Origin of the sequence: Streptomyces minutiscleroticus (genome assembly GCF_014650875.1) — a bacterium.
GTDB classification, from domain to species: Bacteria; Actinomycetota; Actinomycetes; order Streptomycetales; family Streptomycetaceae; genus Streptomyces; species Streptomyces minutiscleroticus.
Genome location: NZ_BMVU01000029.1, coordinates 51,756 through 67,534 on the forward strand (window position 1 = coordinate 51,756; position 15,779 = coordinate 67,534).

At 73.8% G+C, this 15,779-nt stretch carries 14 protein-coding genes, 6 tRNA genes and 2 pseudogenes; 13 read left to right on the forward strand and 9 right to left on the reverse strand.

Annotated features, from left to right (window positions below; translation table 11 throughout):
- Positions 1–38: 38 nt before the first annotated feature.
- Positions 39–1,523 carry a serine/threonine-protein kinase gene (locus IE271_RS25125; protein WP_190192752.1) on the reverse strand — a complete coding sequence of 495 codons (1,485 nt, stop codon included), beginning with the start codon at positions 1,521–1,523 and terminating at the stop codon, positions 39–41.
- A 197-nt stretch (positions 1,524–1,720) separates the two neighbouring features.
- Here IE271_RS25125 and IE271_RS25130 point away from each other — a divergent pair, with 197 nt between their 5' ends.
- From IE271_RS25130 to IE271_RS25145, 4 genes are all read left to right on the forward strand, one after another.
- Complete coding sequence (locus IE271_RS25130) at positions 1,721–1,996, forward strand: DUF8836 family protein (protein ID WP_190192702.1); 276 nt, start codon at positions 1,721–1,723, stop codon at positions 1,994–1,996.
- 209 nt (positions 1,997–2,205) lie between these two features.
- Positions 2,206–2,415, forward strand: coding sequence for a hypothetical protein (locus tag IE271_RS25135; protein WP_190192703.1), 210 nt, complete (start codon positions 2,206–2,208; stop codon positions 2,413–2,415).
- Between the two features lie 500 nt (positions 2,416–2,915).
- Positions 2,916–3,851 (forward strand): phosphotransferase family protein, encoded by a 936-nt coding sequence (locus IE271_RS25140; protein ID WP_190192753.1) that lies wholly within the window; start codon positions 2,916–2,918, stop codon positions 3,849–3,851.
- A 73-nt stretch (positions 3,852–3,924) separates the two neighbouring features.
- Positions 3,925–4,218: a TFIIB-type zinc ribbon-containing protein gene (locus IE271_RS25145; RefSeq protein WP_190192704.1), complete on the forward strand. Its 294-nt coding sequence runs from the start codon at positions 3,925–3,927 to the stop codon at positions 4,216–4,218.
- A 142-nt stretch (positions 4,219–4,360) separates the two neighbouring features.
- Here the strand turns inward: IE271_RS25145 and IE271_RS25150 are convergent.
- The 5 genes from IE271_RS25150 to IE271_RS25170 all read right to left on the reverse strand — a co-directional run bounded on the left by IE271_RS25150 (position 4,361) and on the right by IE271_RS25170 (position 4,859).
- Positions 4,361–4,432 (reverse strand) — tRNA-Val (locus IE271_RS25150).
- A gap of 65 nt (positions 4,433–4,497) precedes the next feature.
- Positions 4,498–4,569 (reverse strand) — tRNA-Val (locus tag IE271_RS25155).
- A 34-nt stretch (positions 4,570–4,603) separates the two neighbouring features.
- A tRNA-Val gene (locus IE271_RS25160) sits at positions 4,604–4,675 on the reverse strand.
- 1 nt (position 4,676) lies between these two features.
- Positions 4,677–4,750: transfer RNA gene (locus tag IE271_RS25165), tRNA-Cys, on the reverse strand.
- A 36-nt stretch (positions 4,751–4,786) separates the two neighbouring features.
- Positions 4,787–4,859: transfer RNA gene (locus IE271_RS25170), tRNA-Gly, on the reverse strand.
- 155 nt (positions 4,860–5,014) lie between these two features.
- On the opposite strand from IE271_RS25170, the gene IE271_RS25175 reads away from it, so the two are divergent.
- From IE271_RS25175 to IE271_RS25185, 3 genes are all read left to right on the forward strand, one after another.
- Positions 5,015–6,244, forward strand: a complete 1,230-nt coding sequence (locus IE271_RS25175) for a chorismate-binding protein (RefSeq protein WP_229919555.1) — start codon at positions 5,015–5,017, stop codon at positions 6,242–6,244.
- The gene (locus tag IE271_RS25180) at positions 6,241–7,062 is read left to right on the forward strand and encodes an aminotransferase class IV (protein ID WP_190192705.1); all 822 of its coding nucleotides are present in this window, start codon (positions 6,241–6,243) and stop codon (positions 7,060–7,062) included. The genes IE271_RS25175 and IE271_RS25180 overlap by 4 nt, the downstream gene beginning before the upstream one ends.
- A gap of 99 nt (positions 7,063–7,161) precedes the next feature.
- Entirely contained in the window at positions 7,162–7,989 is an 828-nt protein-coding gene (locus IE271_RS25185) for a GNAT family N-acetyltransferase (RefSeq protein WP_190192706.1), read from the forward strand.
- A gap of 127 nt (positions 7,990–8,116) precedes the next feature.
- On the opposite strand, the gene IE271_RS25190 is transcribed toward IE271_RS25185, so the two are convergent.
- A complete protein-coding gene (locus tag IE271_RS25190; RefSeq protein ID WP_190192707.1) occupies positions 8,117–8,641 on the reverse strand; it encodes a DsbA family protein in 525 nt (174 codons plus the stop codon).
- Between the two features lie 350 nt (positions 8,642–8,991).
- Between IE271_RS25190 and IE271_RS25195 the strand changes: the two genes are divergently transcribed.
- Positions 8,992–9,453, forward strand: a complete 462-nt coding sequence (locus IE271_RS25195; RefSeq protein ID WP_190192708.1) for a hypothetical protein — start codon at positions 8,992–8,994, stop codon at positions 9,451–9,453.
- A 189-nt stretch (positions 9,454–9,642) separates the two neighbouring features.
- A complete protein-coding gene (locus tag IE271_RS25200; RefSeq protein ID WP_190192709.1) occupies positions 9,643–9,795 on the forward strand; it encodes a hypothetical protein in 153 nt (50 codons plus the stop codon).
- A gap of 101 nt (positions 9,796–9,896) precedes the next feature.
- On the opposite strand, the gene IE271_RS25205 is transcribed toward IE271_RS25200, so the two are convergent.
- The gene (locus tag IE271_RS25205; protein ID WP_190192710.1) at positions 9,897–10,457 is read right to left on the reverse strand and encodes a CGNR zinc finger domain-containing protein; all 561 of its coding nucleotides are present in this window, start codon (positions 10,455–10,457) and stop codon (positions 9,897–9,899) included.
- Between the two features lie 421 nt (positions 10,458–10,878).
- Positions 10,879–11,292, reverse strand: a complete 414-nt coding sequence (locus IE271_RS25210) for an SsgA family sporulation/cell division regulator (protein WP_003959770.1) — start codon at positions 11,290–11,292, stop codon at positions 10,879–10,881.
- A gap of 191 nt (positions 11,293–11,483) precedes the next feature.
- On the opposite strand from IE271_RS25210, the gene IE271_RS25215 reads away from it, so the two are divergent.
- The 4 genes and pseudogenes from IE271_RS25215 to IE271_RS25230 form a co-directional block, all read left to right on the forward strand.
- Positions 11,484–11,918, forward strand: a complete 435-nt coding sequence (locus IE271_RS25215; protein WP_190192711.1) for a TIGR02611 family protein — start codon at positions 11,484–11,486, stop codon at positions 11,916–11,918.
- A 73-nt stretch (positions 11,919–11,991) separates the two neighbouring features.
- A tRNA-Val gene (locus IE271_RS25220) sits at positions 11,992–12,063 on the forward strand.
- Between the two features lie 954 nt (positions 12,064–13,017).
- Positions 13,018–13,925, forward strand: a pseudogene (locus IE271_RS25225) (ABC transporter substrate-binding protein); the annotation flags it as partial.
- Positions 13,899–15,765 (forward strand): annotated as a pseudogene (locus IE271_RS25230) (exo-rhamnogalacturonan lyase family protein); the annotation flags it as partial. The pseudogenes IE271_RS25225 and IE271_RS25230, both read left to right, overlap by 27 nt.
- Positions 15,766–15,779: the final 14 nt, after the last annotated feature.

Consider the following 15,779-nt stretch of genomic DNA (forward strand, 5'->3'; position numbering starts at 1 on the left):
GTACGCCGTACGGCCGGGCTCACCGGACCCGGCCGGGCTCAGCCCCGTCCGCCGTCCCGGTCCGCCGGTCCGCCGTCGCCGGCCGCGGCCTGCACCCCGGCCCGGTCCTCGTCCCAGCCCTTGTTCCCGTTCCCGGGGATCGTGTGTCCGGTCTGCGCGCGCTCGTGCCGCTGCTCCCGTACGCCGCTGCCACCGCCGTCGCCGCCGAGTCCGCGTGCCGGGCCCTGGCAGCCCTGCGCGGCGGCGATGCCGAGCGCCACCAGCAGCGTCACCACGACGAACACGATCAGGCGCTGGCGCAGCAGCCGGGGATTGGCGGGCCGTCGCCCGGCACCGGTGCTTCGGGCGGCGCCGGTCTTCCGGGGCGCGGGGCGTCCCGCGCCGCTGCGCGGGGCCGGGCGGCCGCCGCTGCCGGGGCGCTTGACGCCGCGCTGCGGTGCCGGACGGGAACCCGAACCCGGCCGCGACGGCGTGCCGTTGCGCGGTGCCGGGGTGCCCTCGCGGGGCGGGGGAGTGGTGCCCGGGGCGCGCCGCCGTTCGCGCTGGTCGGTACGGCTGTCGCTCTGCGGCGCGCCGGGGGCCCGTCGCTGCACGCGCTGGCCGGTGCGGCTGTCGGGGGAGCGGCCGACGGAGCGGCCGGTGGGCCGGTCCGCCTCGCCGGCGCGGGGCGACGGCGGGCGGACGGCGCCCACGCCCTGCGCCTCGCGGGCCGCGATCTCCTTCAGGCGCAGCGACAGCTGCAGCGTGCTCGGCCGTTCCTCGGGGTCCTTGGCCAGACAGGCGCTGACGAGCGGCGCCAGGGCGTCCGGCACCCCGTCCAGGTGCGGCTCCTCGTGCACGACGCGGTAGAGCATCACCTCGGAACTGCCGTGCCCGAAGGGGGAGTCGGAGGTCGCGGCGTACGCGAGGGTGGCACCGAGGGCGAACACGTCGGTCGCCGGGGTGACGGCGGCGCCCCGCACCTGCTCGGGCGCCAGGAACCCGGGCGAGCCCACGGCCGTGCCGACGTGCGTGAGCGTGGAGGCCCCGGTCGCCCAGGCGATGCCGAAGTCGATGATGCGCGGTCCCTTGGGGGACAGCAGGATGTTCGACGGCTTGAGGTCCCGGTGCACGACGCCCGCCTCGTGCACGGCGACCAGGCCCTCGGAGAGGGCGGCCCCGACGGCGGCGACCTCCGCCGCGGACAGCGGTCCCTCCTCCGCGACCTTGTCGTGCAGGGAGGGGCCGGGGACGTACTGGGTGGCGAACCACGGCCGGTCGGCCTCCAGGTCGGCGGCGACGAGCCGGGCGGTGCAGCCGCCTCTGATCCGCCGCGCCGCGGACACCTCGCGCGCGAACCGGGAGCGGAACTCCTGGTCCTCGGCCAGGTCGGGCCGGATCACCTTCAGCGCGACCCGCTGGCCGCGGCGGTCGGAGCCCAGATAGACGACCCCCATGCCGCCCGCGCCGAGCCGCCGGTGCAGCCTGAACGAGCCGACGACACGCGGGTCCTCGCGCCTCAGGCGCATCATCGCCATGTCCATCCCCGCTGCCCGGTCCGTCTGACGAGCCACAGCTTACGTTTCCGCGCCCGGGTGCGCGCAGAGGCCGCGCCCTCACGATCCGATCGATTGTCGGTGCCGGGTGCGAAACTTGAGTGGTGGTCAGGCACCGCGGGGGACCGTACGGCCGTGAGCTGCGCGGATCCCCAACCGTCGCGCACCGAAGGGGGATTGGGTCCGTGAAGGGTGACCGGGTGGAGATAGTCGTGGACGCCGGCGACACGACACGTACGTACGAGGTGGTGGCGAGCCGGGCGGGCCGCCGGGTGGAGACCGCGGTCCGCAGGGGCGTCGTCGAAGTGAGCGAAGTCACCCGTAGTGGATCAGTGGTGCGGACGGCCCGTTTCATGGCCAACCGGGTGCTGGCGCTGGTGGAGCAGCCCGTTCCGCGGGAGGACGACTCGGAGCGCAGGGGACCCGGAGGGCGTCCCCTCGGGGAAGACCCCGAGACGTAGGACCCCGTCTCCACCCAGGGGAGTACGCGGCAGGTCACCGGTCATCCTCCGGGAGGCCCGCCGATCGGTACGAGGGCATGACGCCCCGCGCCCGCCGCGCGCATAGATTCGATGTCGAGCGGCGGGTGCGGCACTCGTCCCCCGAGGTGGACACCCGCCGCCGCAGGTACCGAGGCATACGGGAACACAGAACGGTCAGGAGAGGGACCATGGCGGACACGGCACCGCGGACGATGCTCCGCACCCAGGGGCGCAAGGCGTACGCAGCAGCGTTCGGCGCGCCCCGGCCCGGCCGGCGTCACCCGCTGGTGGCGACGGCGATGGTCCTTCCTCTGGCGGCCCTGCTCGTGGTCGTCTTCGGAGGCTGGGACGCAGTGGTCACACAGGCGTCGTCCGTGGGCGTGATGCTGGGGCGCTGAGCGGCGACCCCAGGCCCGGAAGAGCGGTCCGGGCGGGGACATCCGGCCAGGAAACCCCGTGGGGACGGGGGTGCGGCGGACGGCACAGATGCCCGCGCAGCTGGGGAGCTGCGCGGGCATTGTCCTGTCTGCGTACGCTCACGGGGAGCACGGGCGGCAGCAGCACCGGGCGACGGACGAACCGGGGAGACCGAGTGACCACAGAGGCCCCGTCCACGGCCACCCCGCCGGCGGCGGACATCCTCTCCGCCCTGACCGCCCGGGCACGCGCGGCGGCCCACCCCGGGACGGAGCCGACCGAGCGGTCCCGGCCGACGGCCCGGCCCGGAGGACCCCCGGCCGACCGGACGTGTCCTGCGGCTCGCTCCGGAGGATCTCCGGTCGATCGGACGCGTCCGGCGGCCCGCTCCGCCGACTCCCCGGCCGATCAGGCGCGTCCGGCGGCCCGCCCTTGGACGGAACCGGTCGCCCCGGAACCGGCCGCCCCGGGCTCGGTCGCCCTGGGACCGGCCGCCCCGGGGCCGGTTCACCCCGGGGCGGACGTCTGTCCCTGCGGGGACGACTCCCGCGTGCTCGCGGAGCGTCCCGACGGCACCGTCGTCCGGCACGCCGGGGCCGTCGCCAAGGCGCACGCCCACGGCACCGACCGCGCGGGGCTCGCGGCGCGCCTCGCCGTCGCCGCGCACCCGGCGCTGGCCGGCGTCCTCCTGCCCCCGCTGGACCCGGCCGCCGCCGACCTGCACGGCCGTCCGGTCACGCTCTGGCCGTACGGCACGCCCGTGGACCCGGAGGACCCGGGGGCCGCGCCCTGGGAGGAGGCCGCGGAGCTGCTGGCCCGGCTGCACCGGACCCCGCCGGACGCGCTGCCGCCCGGCCTGCCCCGGATGCGCGGCCCCGCCAAGGCGGCCCGCGCGGTCGCCCGCCTGCGCGCCGCCGGCCCCCACCCGGCGTCCGCGCCGGTCCTGCGGGCCTGGGCCGCCCTGCCCGCGTGGGCGAGGGACGAGGCCCCGGCGACGCACGCGGCCGCGCTCTGCCACGGCGACCTCCACCTCGGCCAGCTCGTACGCCACCCCGCCCCGGCCGGGCGCTGGCTGCTGATCGACGTCGACGACCTGGGCCTCGGGGACCCGGCCTGGGACCTGGCGCGCCCGGCCACCTGGTTCGCCTGCGGCCTGCTCCCGTCCGACGCGTGGCACCGCTTCCTCGGCGCGTACCGCGCGGCCGGGGGTCCCGCCGTCCCGGCGGGCGCCGGCGCCGACCCCTGGCCCGCGCTGGACGTCCCCGCCCGCGCCCTCGCCGTGCAGACGGCGTCTCTGGCCGTGGCCAAGGCGGTGGCGGCGGGCCGTCCCCTGGACGAGGTGGAGCAGGCCGTGGTCGACGCCTGTGCCCGGATGGGGGCCGCCCCACCGGAACCTCCCGGCGCAGTCGTTCGCTGAGAGTGCAACCAAAGCGTGGCGGGGCAGAGTCTGTCCTGGAGAGAGTTCCGACCGGCGAGGAGTTGAACCGAGCATGCAGTGTCCGAAGTGCCATGCGCCGATGCACACCTACAACCGCAACGGCGTCCAGATCGAGCAGTGCAGCGGGTGCCGCGGGATCTTCCTCGACTACGGCGAGCTGGAGGCGCTGTCCCGCCTGGAGGCGCAGTGGTCGCAGCCCGGCCCGCCCCCGCCGGCCCCCCAGGCATACCCGGCCGCTCCGCCCGGACCCGCGTGGGGCGCCCCGCACGGCGGCCACGGCGGTCACTACGGCGGCCACCACGGCCACCGCCAGAAGAGCTTCGGACGGATGCTGTTCTCGTCCTGATCGCACGGCCCGGTCCGCAGGACCCCGCATCCGGCGGGGCCCGCGGGACCGACCGCCCTCACCACGACGCGCGCAGGACGACGCGACGCGCGGGGAACGACGGATCCCCCGGCCGTACGAGACGGCCGGGGGATCCGGTCTGTGCGCGATACTGGGATTGAACCAGTGACCTCTTCCGTGTCAGGGAAGCGCTCTCCCGCTGAGCTAATCGCGCGGGCGGTACCTGCTGACGGTATCAGCGGTGCCGTGGTGCGAGTGACGCAGATGGTGCGTACTGCGTGCGCGATACTGGGATTGAACCAGTGACCTCTTCCGTGTCAGGGAAGCGCTCTCCCGCTGAGCTAATCGCGCGGGGATCCTCGTGGACCGTGTCCGTGTGGATCAGTGGACGATACTGGGATTGAACCAGTGACCTCTTCCGTGTCAGGGAAGCGCTCTCCCGCTGAGCTAATCGTCCTTGGAGGTGGAGACGGGATTTGAACCCGTGTAGACGGCTTTGCAGGCCGTTGCCTCGCCTCTCGGCCACTCCACCAGGAGTGCGGAGGATCGGGACCCTCCGGTTCCTTCGAGCGGACGACGAGGCTCGAACTCGCGACCTCAACCTTGGCAAGGTTGCGCTCTACCAACTGAGCTACGTCCGCCTGTCGGTTCGGTCCGCTTCCGCGTCCCGGCGACGTGTTGAACTCTAGCGGATTCCGGAGCCAGCACAAAAACGCGTTTGTGCAGCGTGCTGCGCTGCGCTCACGCCCGGCCACGGCGGGGCCGCCCCCGGGCCGCCCGCCATACACTCGCTGCCGTGCACGATCTGCCTGCTCTCGCCCGCTTCGGCGACCTCGTGGCCACCGACCTCGTCGACGTGACCGACGACCCGGAGGCCCTGGAGTCGACGGGTTTCTGGGCCGTCTGCGCGGGCTTCGAGGGGCGGCTGGTGTGCGCCCGGTTCGCGACGGTGCGCCGGCGGCCGGTCCCCCTCCCGGTGCCGGGACGCTGGCGGGGCCCCGCGCCCGGCGACTGGACGTCGTCGCTCGACCGCGCCGCGTACACCGCGGGCGTGCGCCGCATCCGCGAGCACATCGCCGCCGGCGAGGTCTACCAGGCGAACCTCTGCCGCGTCCTGTCCGCGCCCGTCGGCCCGGACGCCGACGTGGACGCGCTGACCGCGCTGCTGGCGCGCGGCAACCCCGCTCCGTACGCCGGGACGGTCCGGCTGCCCCGCCACGACGTCGAGATAGCCACGGCCTCGCCCGAGCTGTTCCTGCGCCGCACCGGCCGGACCGTGGAGTCGGGGCCGATCAAGGGCACCGGGCGCACCGAGGCGGACCTCCTCGACAAGGACCACGCCGAGAACGTGATGATCGTCGACCTGGTCCGCAACGACATCGGCCGGGTCTGCGCCACGGGGTCGGTCACGGTCCCCGACCTGTGCGTGGTGGAGAAGCACCCCGGCCTCGTCCACCTCGTCTCCACCGTCCGCGGCGAGCTGCGCGACGGCGCCGGCTGGCCCGAGCTGCTGGCCGCGGCCTTCCCGCCGGGCTCCGTCACCGGCGCCCCCAAGTCCAGCGCCCTGCGGATCATCGGCGCCCTGGAGACGGCGCCGCGCGGCCCGTACTGCGGCGGCATCGGCTGGGTCGACGCCGACCGGGGGACCGGCGAGCTGGCGGTGGGCATCCGCACCTTCTGGATCGACCGGACCGGCCGGACCGACGGCACCGACCCGACCGGCGGCCCGGACGGCCGGGCCCGCGGGAGCGCGGCCGTGCTGCGGTTCGGCACGGGCGCGGGCATCACCTGGGGCTCCGACCCGGAGCGCGAATGGCGCGAGACCGAGCTGAAGGCGTCCCGGCTGCTCGCTGTAGCGTCAGGGGCGTACACAGGGGCGTACGACGCGAGTGGTGCGGCGCGCGCGGCCGGTGCCCCCTCCGCGGACGCCGGCCCGGGCGGCGGACCGGGCGCGGACCGGGGCCCCGGCCGGACCAGGCCGTCGGGCGACGGACCCGGCGCGTTCTCACGAGGTGATGCGCAGTGAAACTCTGGCTCGACGGCGGGCTGCGGGACATCGAGTCCGCCCGCGTCTCCGTCCTCGACCACGGACTGACCGTGGGCGACGGCGTCTTCGAGACGGTCAAGGCGACCGACGGGCGGCCCTTCGCCCTGACCCGCCACCTCGACCGGCTGACCCGGTCGGCGCGCGGCCTCGGGCTGCCCGACCCGGACCTGGAGGAGGTGCGCCGGGCCTGCGCCGCCGTGCTGGAGGCCAATCCGATGCCGCTGGGCCGGCTGCGGATCACCTACACCGGCGGCCACGGACCGCTCGGCTCCGACCGCGGGGACGAGGGGCCGACGCTGGTCGTCGCCCTCGGCGCGTCCGCCCGGCGCCCCGACTCCACCGCCGTGATCACCGTCCCGTGGACCCGCAACGAGCGGGGCGCCCTCACGGGCCTGAAGACCACCTCGTACGCGGAGAACGTCCTGGCCCTCGCGCGCGCCCGCGACGCCGGGGCCTCCGAGGCGCTCTTCGCCAACACGGTGGGGCAGCTGTGCGAGGGGACGGGCTCCAACGTCTTCGTGGTCCTGGACGGGGAGATCCACACGCCGCCGGTGGCCTCCGGCTGCCTCGCGGGCATCACGCGCGAGCTCGCCGTCGAGTGGACCGGCGCCAAGGAGACCGATCTGCCGCTGGACGTCCTGGACCGCGCCGACGAGGTCTTCCTGACCTCGACGCTGCGCGACGTGCAGGCCGTGCACCGGGTGGACGGCCGCGAACTGCCGGGCACCCCCGGGCCCGTGACCGCCAAGGCCATGCGGATCTTCGAGGAGCGGGCGGGGGAGGACCTCGACCCCTGAGGACCCCGTGCCCGCAAGGGCCCGCGGGAGGCTCCGCGGGGACGGCGGGCGGCCGTTATTCGGATGACCCGCGGGCCCGGCACGGGTACAACACCCCTGATGACCACGACCCTGCGGCCGACCGAGCCGCTCCAGCGCGCAGCCGACGGGACGCTGTCACGGCACTACAACGTGTGCGTGAACAGCCGTCCCGTGGGCGCGATCCACCTCGCGACCCGTCCCGGGACCGGCCCCTCCGGCTCCGTCGCCGAGATCCGCGCCCTGTCCGTCGACGAGCCGGACCGCCGGCGGGGCCGCGCCACGGTCGCCGCCCTCGCCGCCGAGGAGGTGGCGCGCGGCTGGGGCTGCCGCCGTATCGAGGCGAGCGTGCCCGCGGCCGCCGAGGGGGCCCTCGGGCTCGCCACGGTCCTGGGCTACGTGCTGCGCAACAGGGGCATGGAGAAGAAGCTGGGCGCCGTGCCGCCCGCGCTGCCCGAGGGCAGCCGCCCGCGCCCCATGACGGAGGAGGAGTACTCCTCCTGGTACGCCGCCACCCGGGAGAGCTACGCCCGCAGCTGGATCGAACGGGGCGTGCCCGAGGCGGAGGCGTACGCCAAGGCGCAACGGGACCACGAAAGGCTGCTGCCCCAAGGGCCGGCCACCGAGGGCACGCGTCTCGCCGTCCTGGAGCACGGGGGAGAACCGGTCGGCCTCCTGTGGCTCGCCCCCCGCGACGGCGTCTCCTTCGTGTACAAGGTCGAGACGTACCCGCGCCACCGCGGCCGGGGGCACGGCCGCACCCTGATGCGGCTGGCCGAGCGCCTGGCGGCCGAGGAGGGGCTCGACCGCGTCGGCCTCAACGTCTTCGCGGGCAACACCGCGGCCGAGCGCCTCTACGAGTCCCTGGGCTACGAGACGGTCGTGCACCACCTGTACAAGCCCTTGTGAGCCGGTGCTCCGGAGTCCGGTGAACGGGCGGGCCCGCGAGCCCCGGACCCGCGGGCGGGAGCCCGGCATCCGCCCGCCGGGAGGGCCGGGCGCCGAGCGGACGGGGAGCCGGGCGGCCGGCGCGGTGCTATCGGTCCTGCTCGGCCAGCAGGCGGTCGACGATCTCCTCGATCCGCTCGCGGAGCCCTTCCTGGCTCTTGCCGCCGTCGAGCCGCTGCCCGCCGACGACGTACGTGGGGGTGCCCGTCACACCGATCGCCTTGCCCTCGGCCTGGTCGGCGTCGACGATCAGGATGTGCCGGCCGTCGATCAGGGCCGTGTCGAACTCCTCGGCGTCCAGGCCCAGGTCGCGGGCCACCTCCAGGAGGAGGGACTCGCCCTCGCGGTCAAGGCGCTCCACCCGGTCGAGCACGGCCTCGACGTACGGCCACGCCTGTCCCTGCTCGGCGGCCTCCTCGGCGGCCTGCGCGGCCGCGAACGCGTGCTTGTGCTTCTCCAGCGGGAAGTGCCGCAGCCGCAGCTCCAGCCGGTCGCCGTAGCGGGCGCGCAGCGCGCGCAGGTCGTCGAGGGCGCTGCGGCAGTCCGGGCACTGGAGTTCGCACCAGACGTCCAGGACGGGGACGGCGGAGCGCGCGGGGGAGGAGTCGTTCATGCGCACCAGTGTCCCAGCCGCCGTGACGGCCGCACGACGCGGTGCGGCGGCACGCCGGAAAGGCCCGCCGTCCGATGGCCGGTACCCGTCGTCGCGGCCCCCGCCGCCGCCCGGACCGCCGACTTTCGACCCCGCCCTCCCGCCTCCGCCGTCCCGTCTCCCCCTGTGGTCCCACTGCCCCCGGTCCAGGGCCGGACCTGCGGACGAGGGGCTACCCGGAGATGTCCCTGAGGTCCCGCCGGACCGTGGCACGCCGGGAGGGCGGCGGTGCACGATGGAGGGGACGGAAGCACGCGGCCCGACCCGGCCGGCCCCGCCCGACCCGTCCCGCCCAGAGCCTGGAGGACCGGATGATTGCCGAGACCGTCTGTGCCGCCGTGTCCGCGGCGGGCCTGGGCATCGCCGCGGTCGCCGCGTACCGCAGGCGCTTCCTCGCCGCGGCCCGCACGGCCGCCTACGCGCTCGTGCCGATCGGCCTGGTGCTGACTGGAGCGGTCGCCTGGGCCGCCGAGACGGCGTTCAGCCCGACGGCCTGGGTCGGCTTCGGCCTCCTCGGCGGCGCCTGGCTGCTGTTCGCGACCACGCGCGCGGTGGAGCGGCGCGGCGGCGGCACCCGCGCGGAGCGCAGGGCGGCGCGGGCCGCGCGGCGCGGCGCGGTGGCTCCCGGCGCGTCGGCACCCTCGCTGGGCGGCGCCGCCCGTCCGGCGGCGCGCCCGGCCGAGCGGCCGAAGGCGGCCGGGAGCGCCGGGTCCGCCGACCCCGCCGACGACTTCAGCGACATCGAGGCGATCCTGAAGAAGCACGGCATATGAGCGCCGGGCGCGGCGTACGGGGGAGCAACACGCGCAGCAGGCGGCACACGCGCCACACGGACGTGCGCAAGGGGCTTTCGCGCCGTCTGCACAGTCACCCCCGCCGTGTCACGGATTTCGGCTAACTCCCCCATAAAGCGGGCGTGTTGATCGCGCCGGGGTCGCCGACTGCGTCATCATCGCGGCGAGATGCTGGACACAACCCGAAGCGACACCGCCGCTCCGCCGAAGGAGCGGCGCGGTTGCCTCTTCGCGCTCTCCCAGCCACCGCTGATGATCTTCCTTGCGGTGATTGGCTGTCTGCTGCTCATGGCTTCGCTGCACGACCTGCTGCTGCTCTGAGCCGTACACGGAGTCCCTGGCGTTACCCGCCGGGGCCTCCGTCAGCCCGTGAACCCGCGACCCCGCGGATTCGTGAGCCCGCAGTCGGCAGGCCCACGGCACTAGCCCGCGGCCTCCTTGCGGCGCGCCCGGTACGCCGCCACGTGCAGCCGGTTGCCGCAGGTGCGGCTGTCGCAGTACCGGCGGGAGCGGTTCCGGGAGAGGTCCACGAAGGCGCGCCGGCAGTCGGGCGCCTCGCAGCGTCGCAGCCGTTCCTGCTCACCGGCCACCACGAAGAACGCCAGCGCCATCCCGCAGTCGGCCGCGAGGTGGTCGGACAGCGACGCCCCCGGCGCGAAGTAGTGCACGTGCCAGTCGTAGCCGTCGTGGTCGGTGAGCCGGGGCGTGGTGCCGGCGGCCGCGACCAGATCGTTGATGAGCCCGGCCGCGGTCCGGGCGTCGGGCGCCTCGAAGATCGCCGCGAAGCGTCCGCGTATCCGGCGCACGGCGGAGAGGTCGAACTCCGACAGCGTTCCGATCTCGCTGACCTTGTGGTTGCGTACGAAGTCGTCCAGCGCGGCGACGTCCGCGAGCCCGTCCGCCGCCGCGTCGTCCTCCGGCGCGGTGTTCACCAGGTCCACCACGGTGTCGAGGGCGCACCGGGTGTCGTGGGTGATCAGCACGTTCAGCTCCCTGGCCTGAGGGTCGGGCGGGCGCCCGCCGATGCTGGCCGATGCTAGCGGTTCCGCCCCCGGGAGCCGGTGCGTCCGCGGGAAGCGGCGGCCGCGGCGGCCGCGGACGCCCTGGCGGAGGGCGACGGGCACCCCGTGCGCGGACACGGAGCGTCAGCGGGAGCGCGGGAGGCCGGTGCCGGGACGGAAGCCCGTACGCGGGCCCGGGGCGGCCGAACCCTGCTCGCGGGCCGGGGAGAGCGTGTCCGCAGATCGGGGGCGATCCGTACCGTAACGCGCGCACACCGGTGTCGTCCCACGTGAGAGCGCGGGACGACACCGGTGTGCGCGCCGTATGCGGTATGCGTTTGTCCGGGCCCGAGCCGTCTCCCCGAGTCGACGGCGCCGGGCTGCTTGGGTGCGGAGCCTCGTCCTAGCTCTCGGCCAGGATGTGCGAGAGTTCCGTGTCGAGATCGAAATGACGGTGTTCCGTGCCGGGGGGCACGGCGGCGTCCGTTCGCTTCAGGAACGACTCCAGGGCCCGCGCGGGGGCCTCCAGCAGAGCCTCACCCTCCGGGGAACTCAGGGCGATGCAGACGACGCCCTGACCGTGGCTGCGGGACGGCCAGACTCGGACGTCGCCGGTGCCCGTGGGCCGGTGCAGGCCCTCGGCCAGGAGGTCGCGGGCGAACACCCACTCGACGGTCTCCTCGGCTCCGGTGTGGAAGGTGGCGTGCACGGCGTAGGGATCGGCCGTGTCATACCGCAGTCCTGCGGGAACAGGCAGTGAGGACTCGCTCGACACAACGAGGCGCAGGTGCAGCTCGCAGCTGACCGTGGTGTTCATAAGCGCCAGGGCCTTTCGCTCAGTGTGCGCTCGGGGATTCGCACGTCGGCGAAATCGACATGCCACCTACGGTGCCGTTGTAAACCCCTCTGAGTGTTTTGCGTCTCTTTAGGTAGCTCATACGGCCGAGTGTGCGTTCGTCTGCTGCGCCCATTTCAGTGACCGGTTTCGCTCCGGTAGGGTTTGGCCGTATGAATACGGGGAGTCACAAAACGGACGAGGCCGTCGTGGCCGCCGAAGGGACGAAGGCGGACCCGGCGCTGGGATCCCGTGCGCCGGAATTCGTCAAGGCGCGTCGCGCGCTTCATCTGAGCTGGCAGGTCGGCGTCTTCGTGGTGGGGCTCGCCGTGGTCGTGGCGGGCGTGATCATGCTGCCGCTGCCCGGCCCCGGCTGGCTGGTGATCTTCGCCGGCATGGCGATCTGGGCGACCGAGTTCGTCTGGGCGCAGGTGGTGCTGCGCTGGACCAAGCGCAAGGTCACCGAGGCGGCGCAGCGCGCCCTGGATCCCGAGGTGCGACGCCGCAACATCGTCCTCACCACCGTCGGCCTCGTGATCATCGCTGTGCTGTGCGCGGTCTACGTCTCGAAGTTCGGCTTCGAGATGCCGTGGAGGATCGAGGAGTAGCGGTGGCCCGTCTGCCGGGGGAGGGGATGGTCGGACGCACCCCCTGACATGGGGTAATGTTCTTCCTGCGCCCGGGCGATTAGCTCAGCGGGAGAGCGCTTCGTTCACACCGAAGAGGTCACTGGTTCGAACCCAGTATCGCCCACCGTCCCGATGGCGGTCGGTCCCCGTGAGGCACGGGGACCGACCGCCATCGGCGTTTCCGCGGCCGTCCGCCGGCGCGGTACGCACGTCCGCCGAGGCGGCTCCTCCCGTTCCGCCCGGCCCCGTCCTCCGCGCCGCTGTGCGCGGCCCTCCGCCGTTCCGGCCCTGGCCCCGCTCCCCGCGAACGCGAACCGTCCGACGGCGCGTGTGCGCGTGCACACCCCGGCATGAGCGTCCGGCATAGTCCGGCATGGGTCCGGAGTGGAGCACCGGCGCACCGCGGACCGCTGCGGAGCGGGACGCGCCGCCCCGCGCCCCGCTCGCCCCGGCGCGGTACGGAACGACTTGACCGAGGACCGGCGCCCTCACCGGTCGGCGAGGCCGAATCCCTGACGGGGCGTCAGGGCCGGCGTTTCGGCCGGCCATCGGGGCCGCCGCCTCCGGCCGGTCATGGGCGGCGGTATCCCGGCCGATCATGCATACCGGCATCCCGGCAGGCCGGGGACGCCGGCATCCCGGCCGGTCGTGGACAGGGGATGCCGACCCCCCGACCGGTCGCGGAGATCGGTGTTCCGTCCGTGGCGACCGGCCCCAACCGCGGAGAACCGCCCGAAGAAAGCAAGCCGGCCCCCACTCCTCATGACGGGCCTTCCCCTCGTAACGGTGTACGTGCCGCACATCCGCCACAGACGCACCACAGGTGCACCACAGGTGAGTCGCGGCCACGCGGGCCCCGCCTTCCTCGACCCCCTGTTCGACGGATCGACCATTCCCGCTCCACCTGCGAATCCGCCCCGGTTCAGAGCGCGTTCGGAAATTCGTGACCGTCGGTCCCGTCCGATTCACTGACGGGCCCGAACCGCCTTCGCGCCGTGCTTCAGCAAGCGCTTACTTGAAACGATTCACGCAAGCGGTCCGTGCAAGTGGTCGACGATGTCGCGGGGAGGTCCCGGCTGTGGGGGGCGACAGGGGTGTGGAGAGGCGGACGGTGCTCAAGACGGTCGGCGCCTCGCTGACCACGCTGGGGCTGGCCGCCGCGACGGGGTGCGGCGGCGGCAGCGGTACGGGGGCGGGACGGTCGCCAACCGCTGCGCCTGGTGGGGTTCGGAGGACCGGGCCAAGCGGATCAACCAGTCCGTCGAGCTCTTCGAGAAGAAGTATCCGAAGACCAAGGTGAAGACGGACTTCCAGGATTGCGTCGCCTTCTGGGAGAAGTTCCAGACGCAGGCGGCCGGTGGGAATTCGCCGGACGTTTTCCAGAACTCCGTCACTTTCCTGCGGAAGTACGACAAGAGAGGCTTTCTGCTCGATCTCAAGTCGCAAATAGACGTGGGCAATCCGAGCATGGACGGTTTTCGGAACGGTGTCGAGAAGGTGGGGCAGGTCGACGGAGAGCAGGTCGGCATTCCGGCCGGCGCCAACACCGTGTCCCTGGTGATCGACAAGAAGGTCCTCGACAAGGCGGGCGTCGAGCCGGAGCGGGGCTGGACCTGGGACGAGTTCTCCGACGCCCTGAAGAGGATCCACGACACCCGGAACGTGGCGGGCGACACCGGCTGCTTCGGCATCATGTACCTCTACGACCTGTATCCGCGTCAGAACGGGAAGGCGTTCTTCACGAAGGACGGACTCGGCTTCAGCCAGGCCGACCTGACGGAGTGGCGGACCGACGGCTGCAACCGCGTGAAGGCCGGCCTCGTCACCGACCCCAAGAAGGTCGAGCAGGTCAAGCCCAAGTCGGCGCTCGCCCCGGGCTTCGCGGCCGCCGAGTTCACCTGGGACAACTTCGCGGTGCGCTACGACTCGGAGGGCGACAGCACCTACGTCCTCGCACCCATCCCGATCGGCGGCGAGGGCACCGGCCTGCTGCGCGAGGCGGTCAAGGGCGTCACCGGGCTGCGCCGTGACCCGGGCGCCGCCGTGCAGGCCGCGCAGTTCGCGGGGGAGAGGCTGCCCGACCCCTCGACCTGGGACCAGCGGGTCACCACCCGGCTCCAGTACATCCCCGAGCGGGCGACTACACCCTCTCCCAGTTCTCCGCCGACGGCTTCACCCTGCGCAAGCGCACCGGGAAGGGGCACGGCTGGATCGGCGCCGGCGGCGGCCGCCGGGTTCGGCTACGTCGGCGGCCCGAGCGGCGGGTTCTCCTCCGGCCTGCGCGACTTCTGGGAGAAGTTCCCCGCCCAGCCGGACGTCCGCGACGCCCACACCGACGAGGCCGAGGTCACCCGCTGGCTCTGGTCGCCCGAGGCCCAGCCCATGGACCCGCGCTTCTACCACGACGGCATGGGCCAGGACACGTACGCGCGGCAGACCGAGGGCCTCGACATCACCTACGAGGACTACGAGCCCGGCTTCGGCACCCCCTACGGCATCGCCCGCACCAGCGAACTGCTCTTCTGGGCCAACGCCCCGACGCCCGCGCCGGAGAAGCCGGCCGAGCAGGTCGCGGCCGTCCGCGTGCCGCCGCAGCTCGCCGCCCCGCCCGCGCAGCTCATCGGGGCCGGGGTCTTCGGTCCCGGCCTGTACTCCGAGCCCGGCCGCTCCCCCCGGCCAAGGCGAGGATCGAGGACCACCTGGACTTCCTCTTCACCTACTACAAGGACCAGGTGGAGCAGCGCCGCTGGTACGGCTTCCGGGGCTACGGCGACGTCATGCACAGCTACGACACGGTCCGCCACCAGTGGCGCTACGACGTGGGCGGCTACGCCTGGGACAACTCCGAGCTCTCGCCCGACCTGTGGCTGTGGTTCGCCTGCCTGCGCTCGGGCCGCGCGGAGGTCTTCCGCTTCGCCGAGACGATGACCCGGCACACCGGCGAGGTCGACGTCCACCACCTCGGCGAGCGGGCGGGCCCCGGCACCCGGCACGGCGTGCAGCACTACGCCGACAGCGCCAAGCAGCAGCGCATCGCCAGCACCACCTACCGGCGCCACTACTACTTCCTCACCGGCGACGAGCGCGTCGGCGACCTCATGCACGCCAACGTCGACTGCGACGAGACCTTCCTCGTGCTCGACCCGATCCGCAAGATCCGCACCGAGCCCTGCACGCCCGACCGGCACGCGCTGTCCATCGGCTTCGGCACCGACTGGAGCGGCCTGGCCTCCGCCTGGCTGACCGGGTGGGAGCGCAAGGGGCCCAAGCGGGAGAAGGCCAGGGCGCGCGTGCTGTCCACCCTGGAGACGATCGCCGCGCAGCCCAACGGCTTCGTCCAGGGCAGCGGCCTGTACGACCTCGGCACCGGGAGGTTCGCGGTCGCCTCCGAGCCGGTGGTGTCCGTCTCCCACCTGTCGGCGGTCTTCGGCCTCAACGAGCTGTGCGCCGAGCTGATCGACCTCGTCGACATGCCCGCGTTCGAGGAGGCGTACCTGGACTACTGCCGCTACTTCAACGCCACCAAGGCGCAGCAGAAGGAGCGGTACGACCCGGACTTCGGCTCCCTGCTGCTGTTCCAGGGCCACTCGCGGCTCGACGCGTACGCGGCCGTCAGGACCGGCGACGAGGCGCTCGCCAGGCGGGCCTGGGAGAAGTTCTACGACCGCGACGGCTCCAAGGAGTCCCAGCCCTGGGTCACGGAGAAGCTGACGGGGCCGGTCACGCTCGTGCCGGGCGGCGAGGCGGGCTGGGTCTCCACCAACGACACCGCGCTCTACGGCTGGCCGCCATCGAGAACCTGGCGCTGCTGGGGGACAGGATGCCGTGGCCCGTGGCCCA

Excerpts from the sequence above, each read along its gene's own strand:
- IE271_RS25125 (WP_190192752.1), bottom strand. The coding sequence starts at position 1,523 with ATGGACATGGCGATGATGCGCCTGAGGCGCGAGGACCCGCGTGTCGTC.
- IE271_RS25135 (WP_190192703.1), top strand. The coding sequence starts at position 2,206 with ATGGCGGACACGGCACCGCGGACGATGCTCCGCACCCAGGGGCGCAAG.
- IE271_RS25145 (WP_190192704.1), top strand. The coding sequence starts at position 3,925 with ATGCAGTGTCCGAAGTGCCATGCGCCGATGCACACCTACAACCGCAAC.
- IE271_RS25185 (WP_190192706.1), top strand. The coding sequence starts at position 7,162 with ATGACCACGACCCTGCGGCCGACCGAGCCGCTCCAGCGCGCAGCCGAC.
- IE271_RS25190 (WP_190192707.1), bottom strand. The coding sequence starts at position 8,641 with ATGAACGACTCCTCCCCCGCGCGCTCCGCCGTCCCCGTCCTGGACGTC.
- IE271_RS25195 (WP_190192708.1), top strand. The coding sequence starts at position 8,992 with ATGATTGCCGAGACCGTCTGTGCCGCCGTGTCCGCGGCGGGCCTGGGC.
- IE271_RS25200 (WP_190192709.1), top strand. The coding sequence starts at position 9,643 with ATGCTGGACACAACCCGAAGCGACACCGCCGCTCCGCCGAAGGAGCGG.
- IE271_RS25210 (WP_003959770.1), bottom strand. The coding sequence starts at position 11,292 with ATGAACACCACGGTCAGCTGCGAGCTGCACCTGCGCCTCGTTGTGTCG.
- IE271_RS25215 (WP_190192711.1), top strand. The coding sequence starts at position 11,484 with ATGAATACGGGGAGTCACAAAACGGACGAGGCCGTCGTGGCCGCCGAA.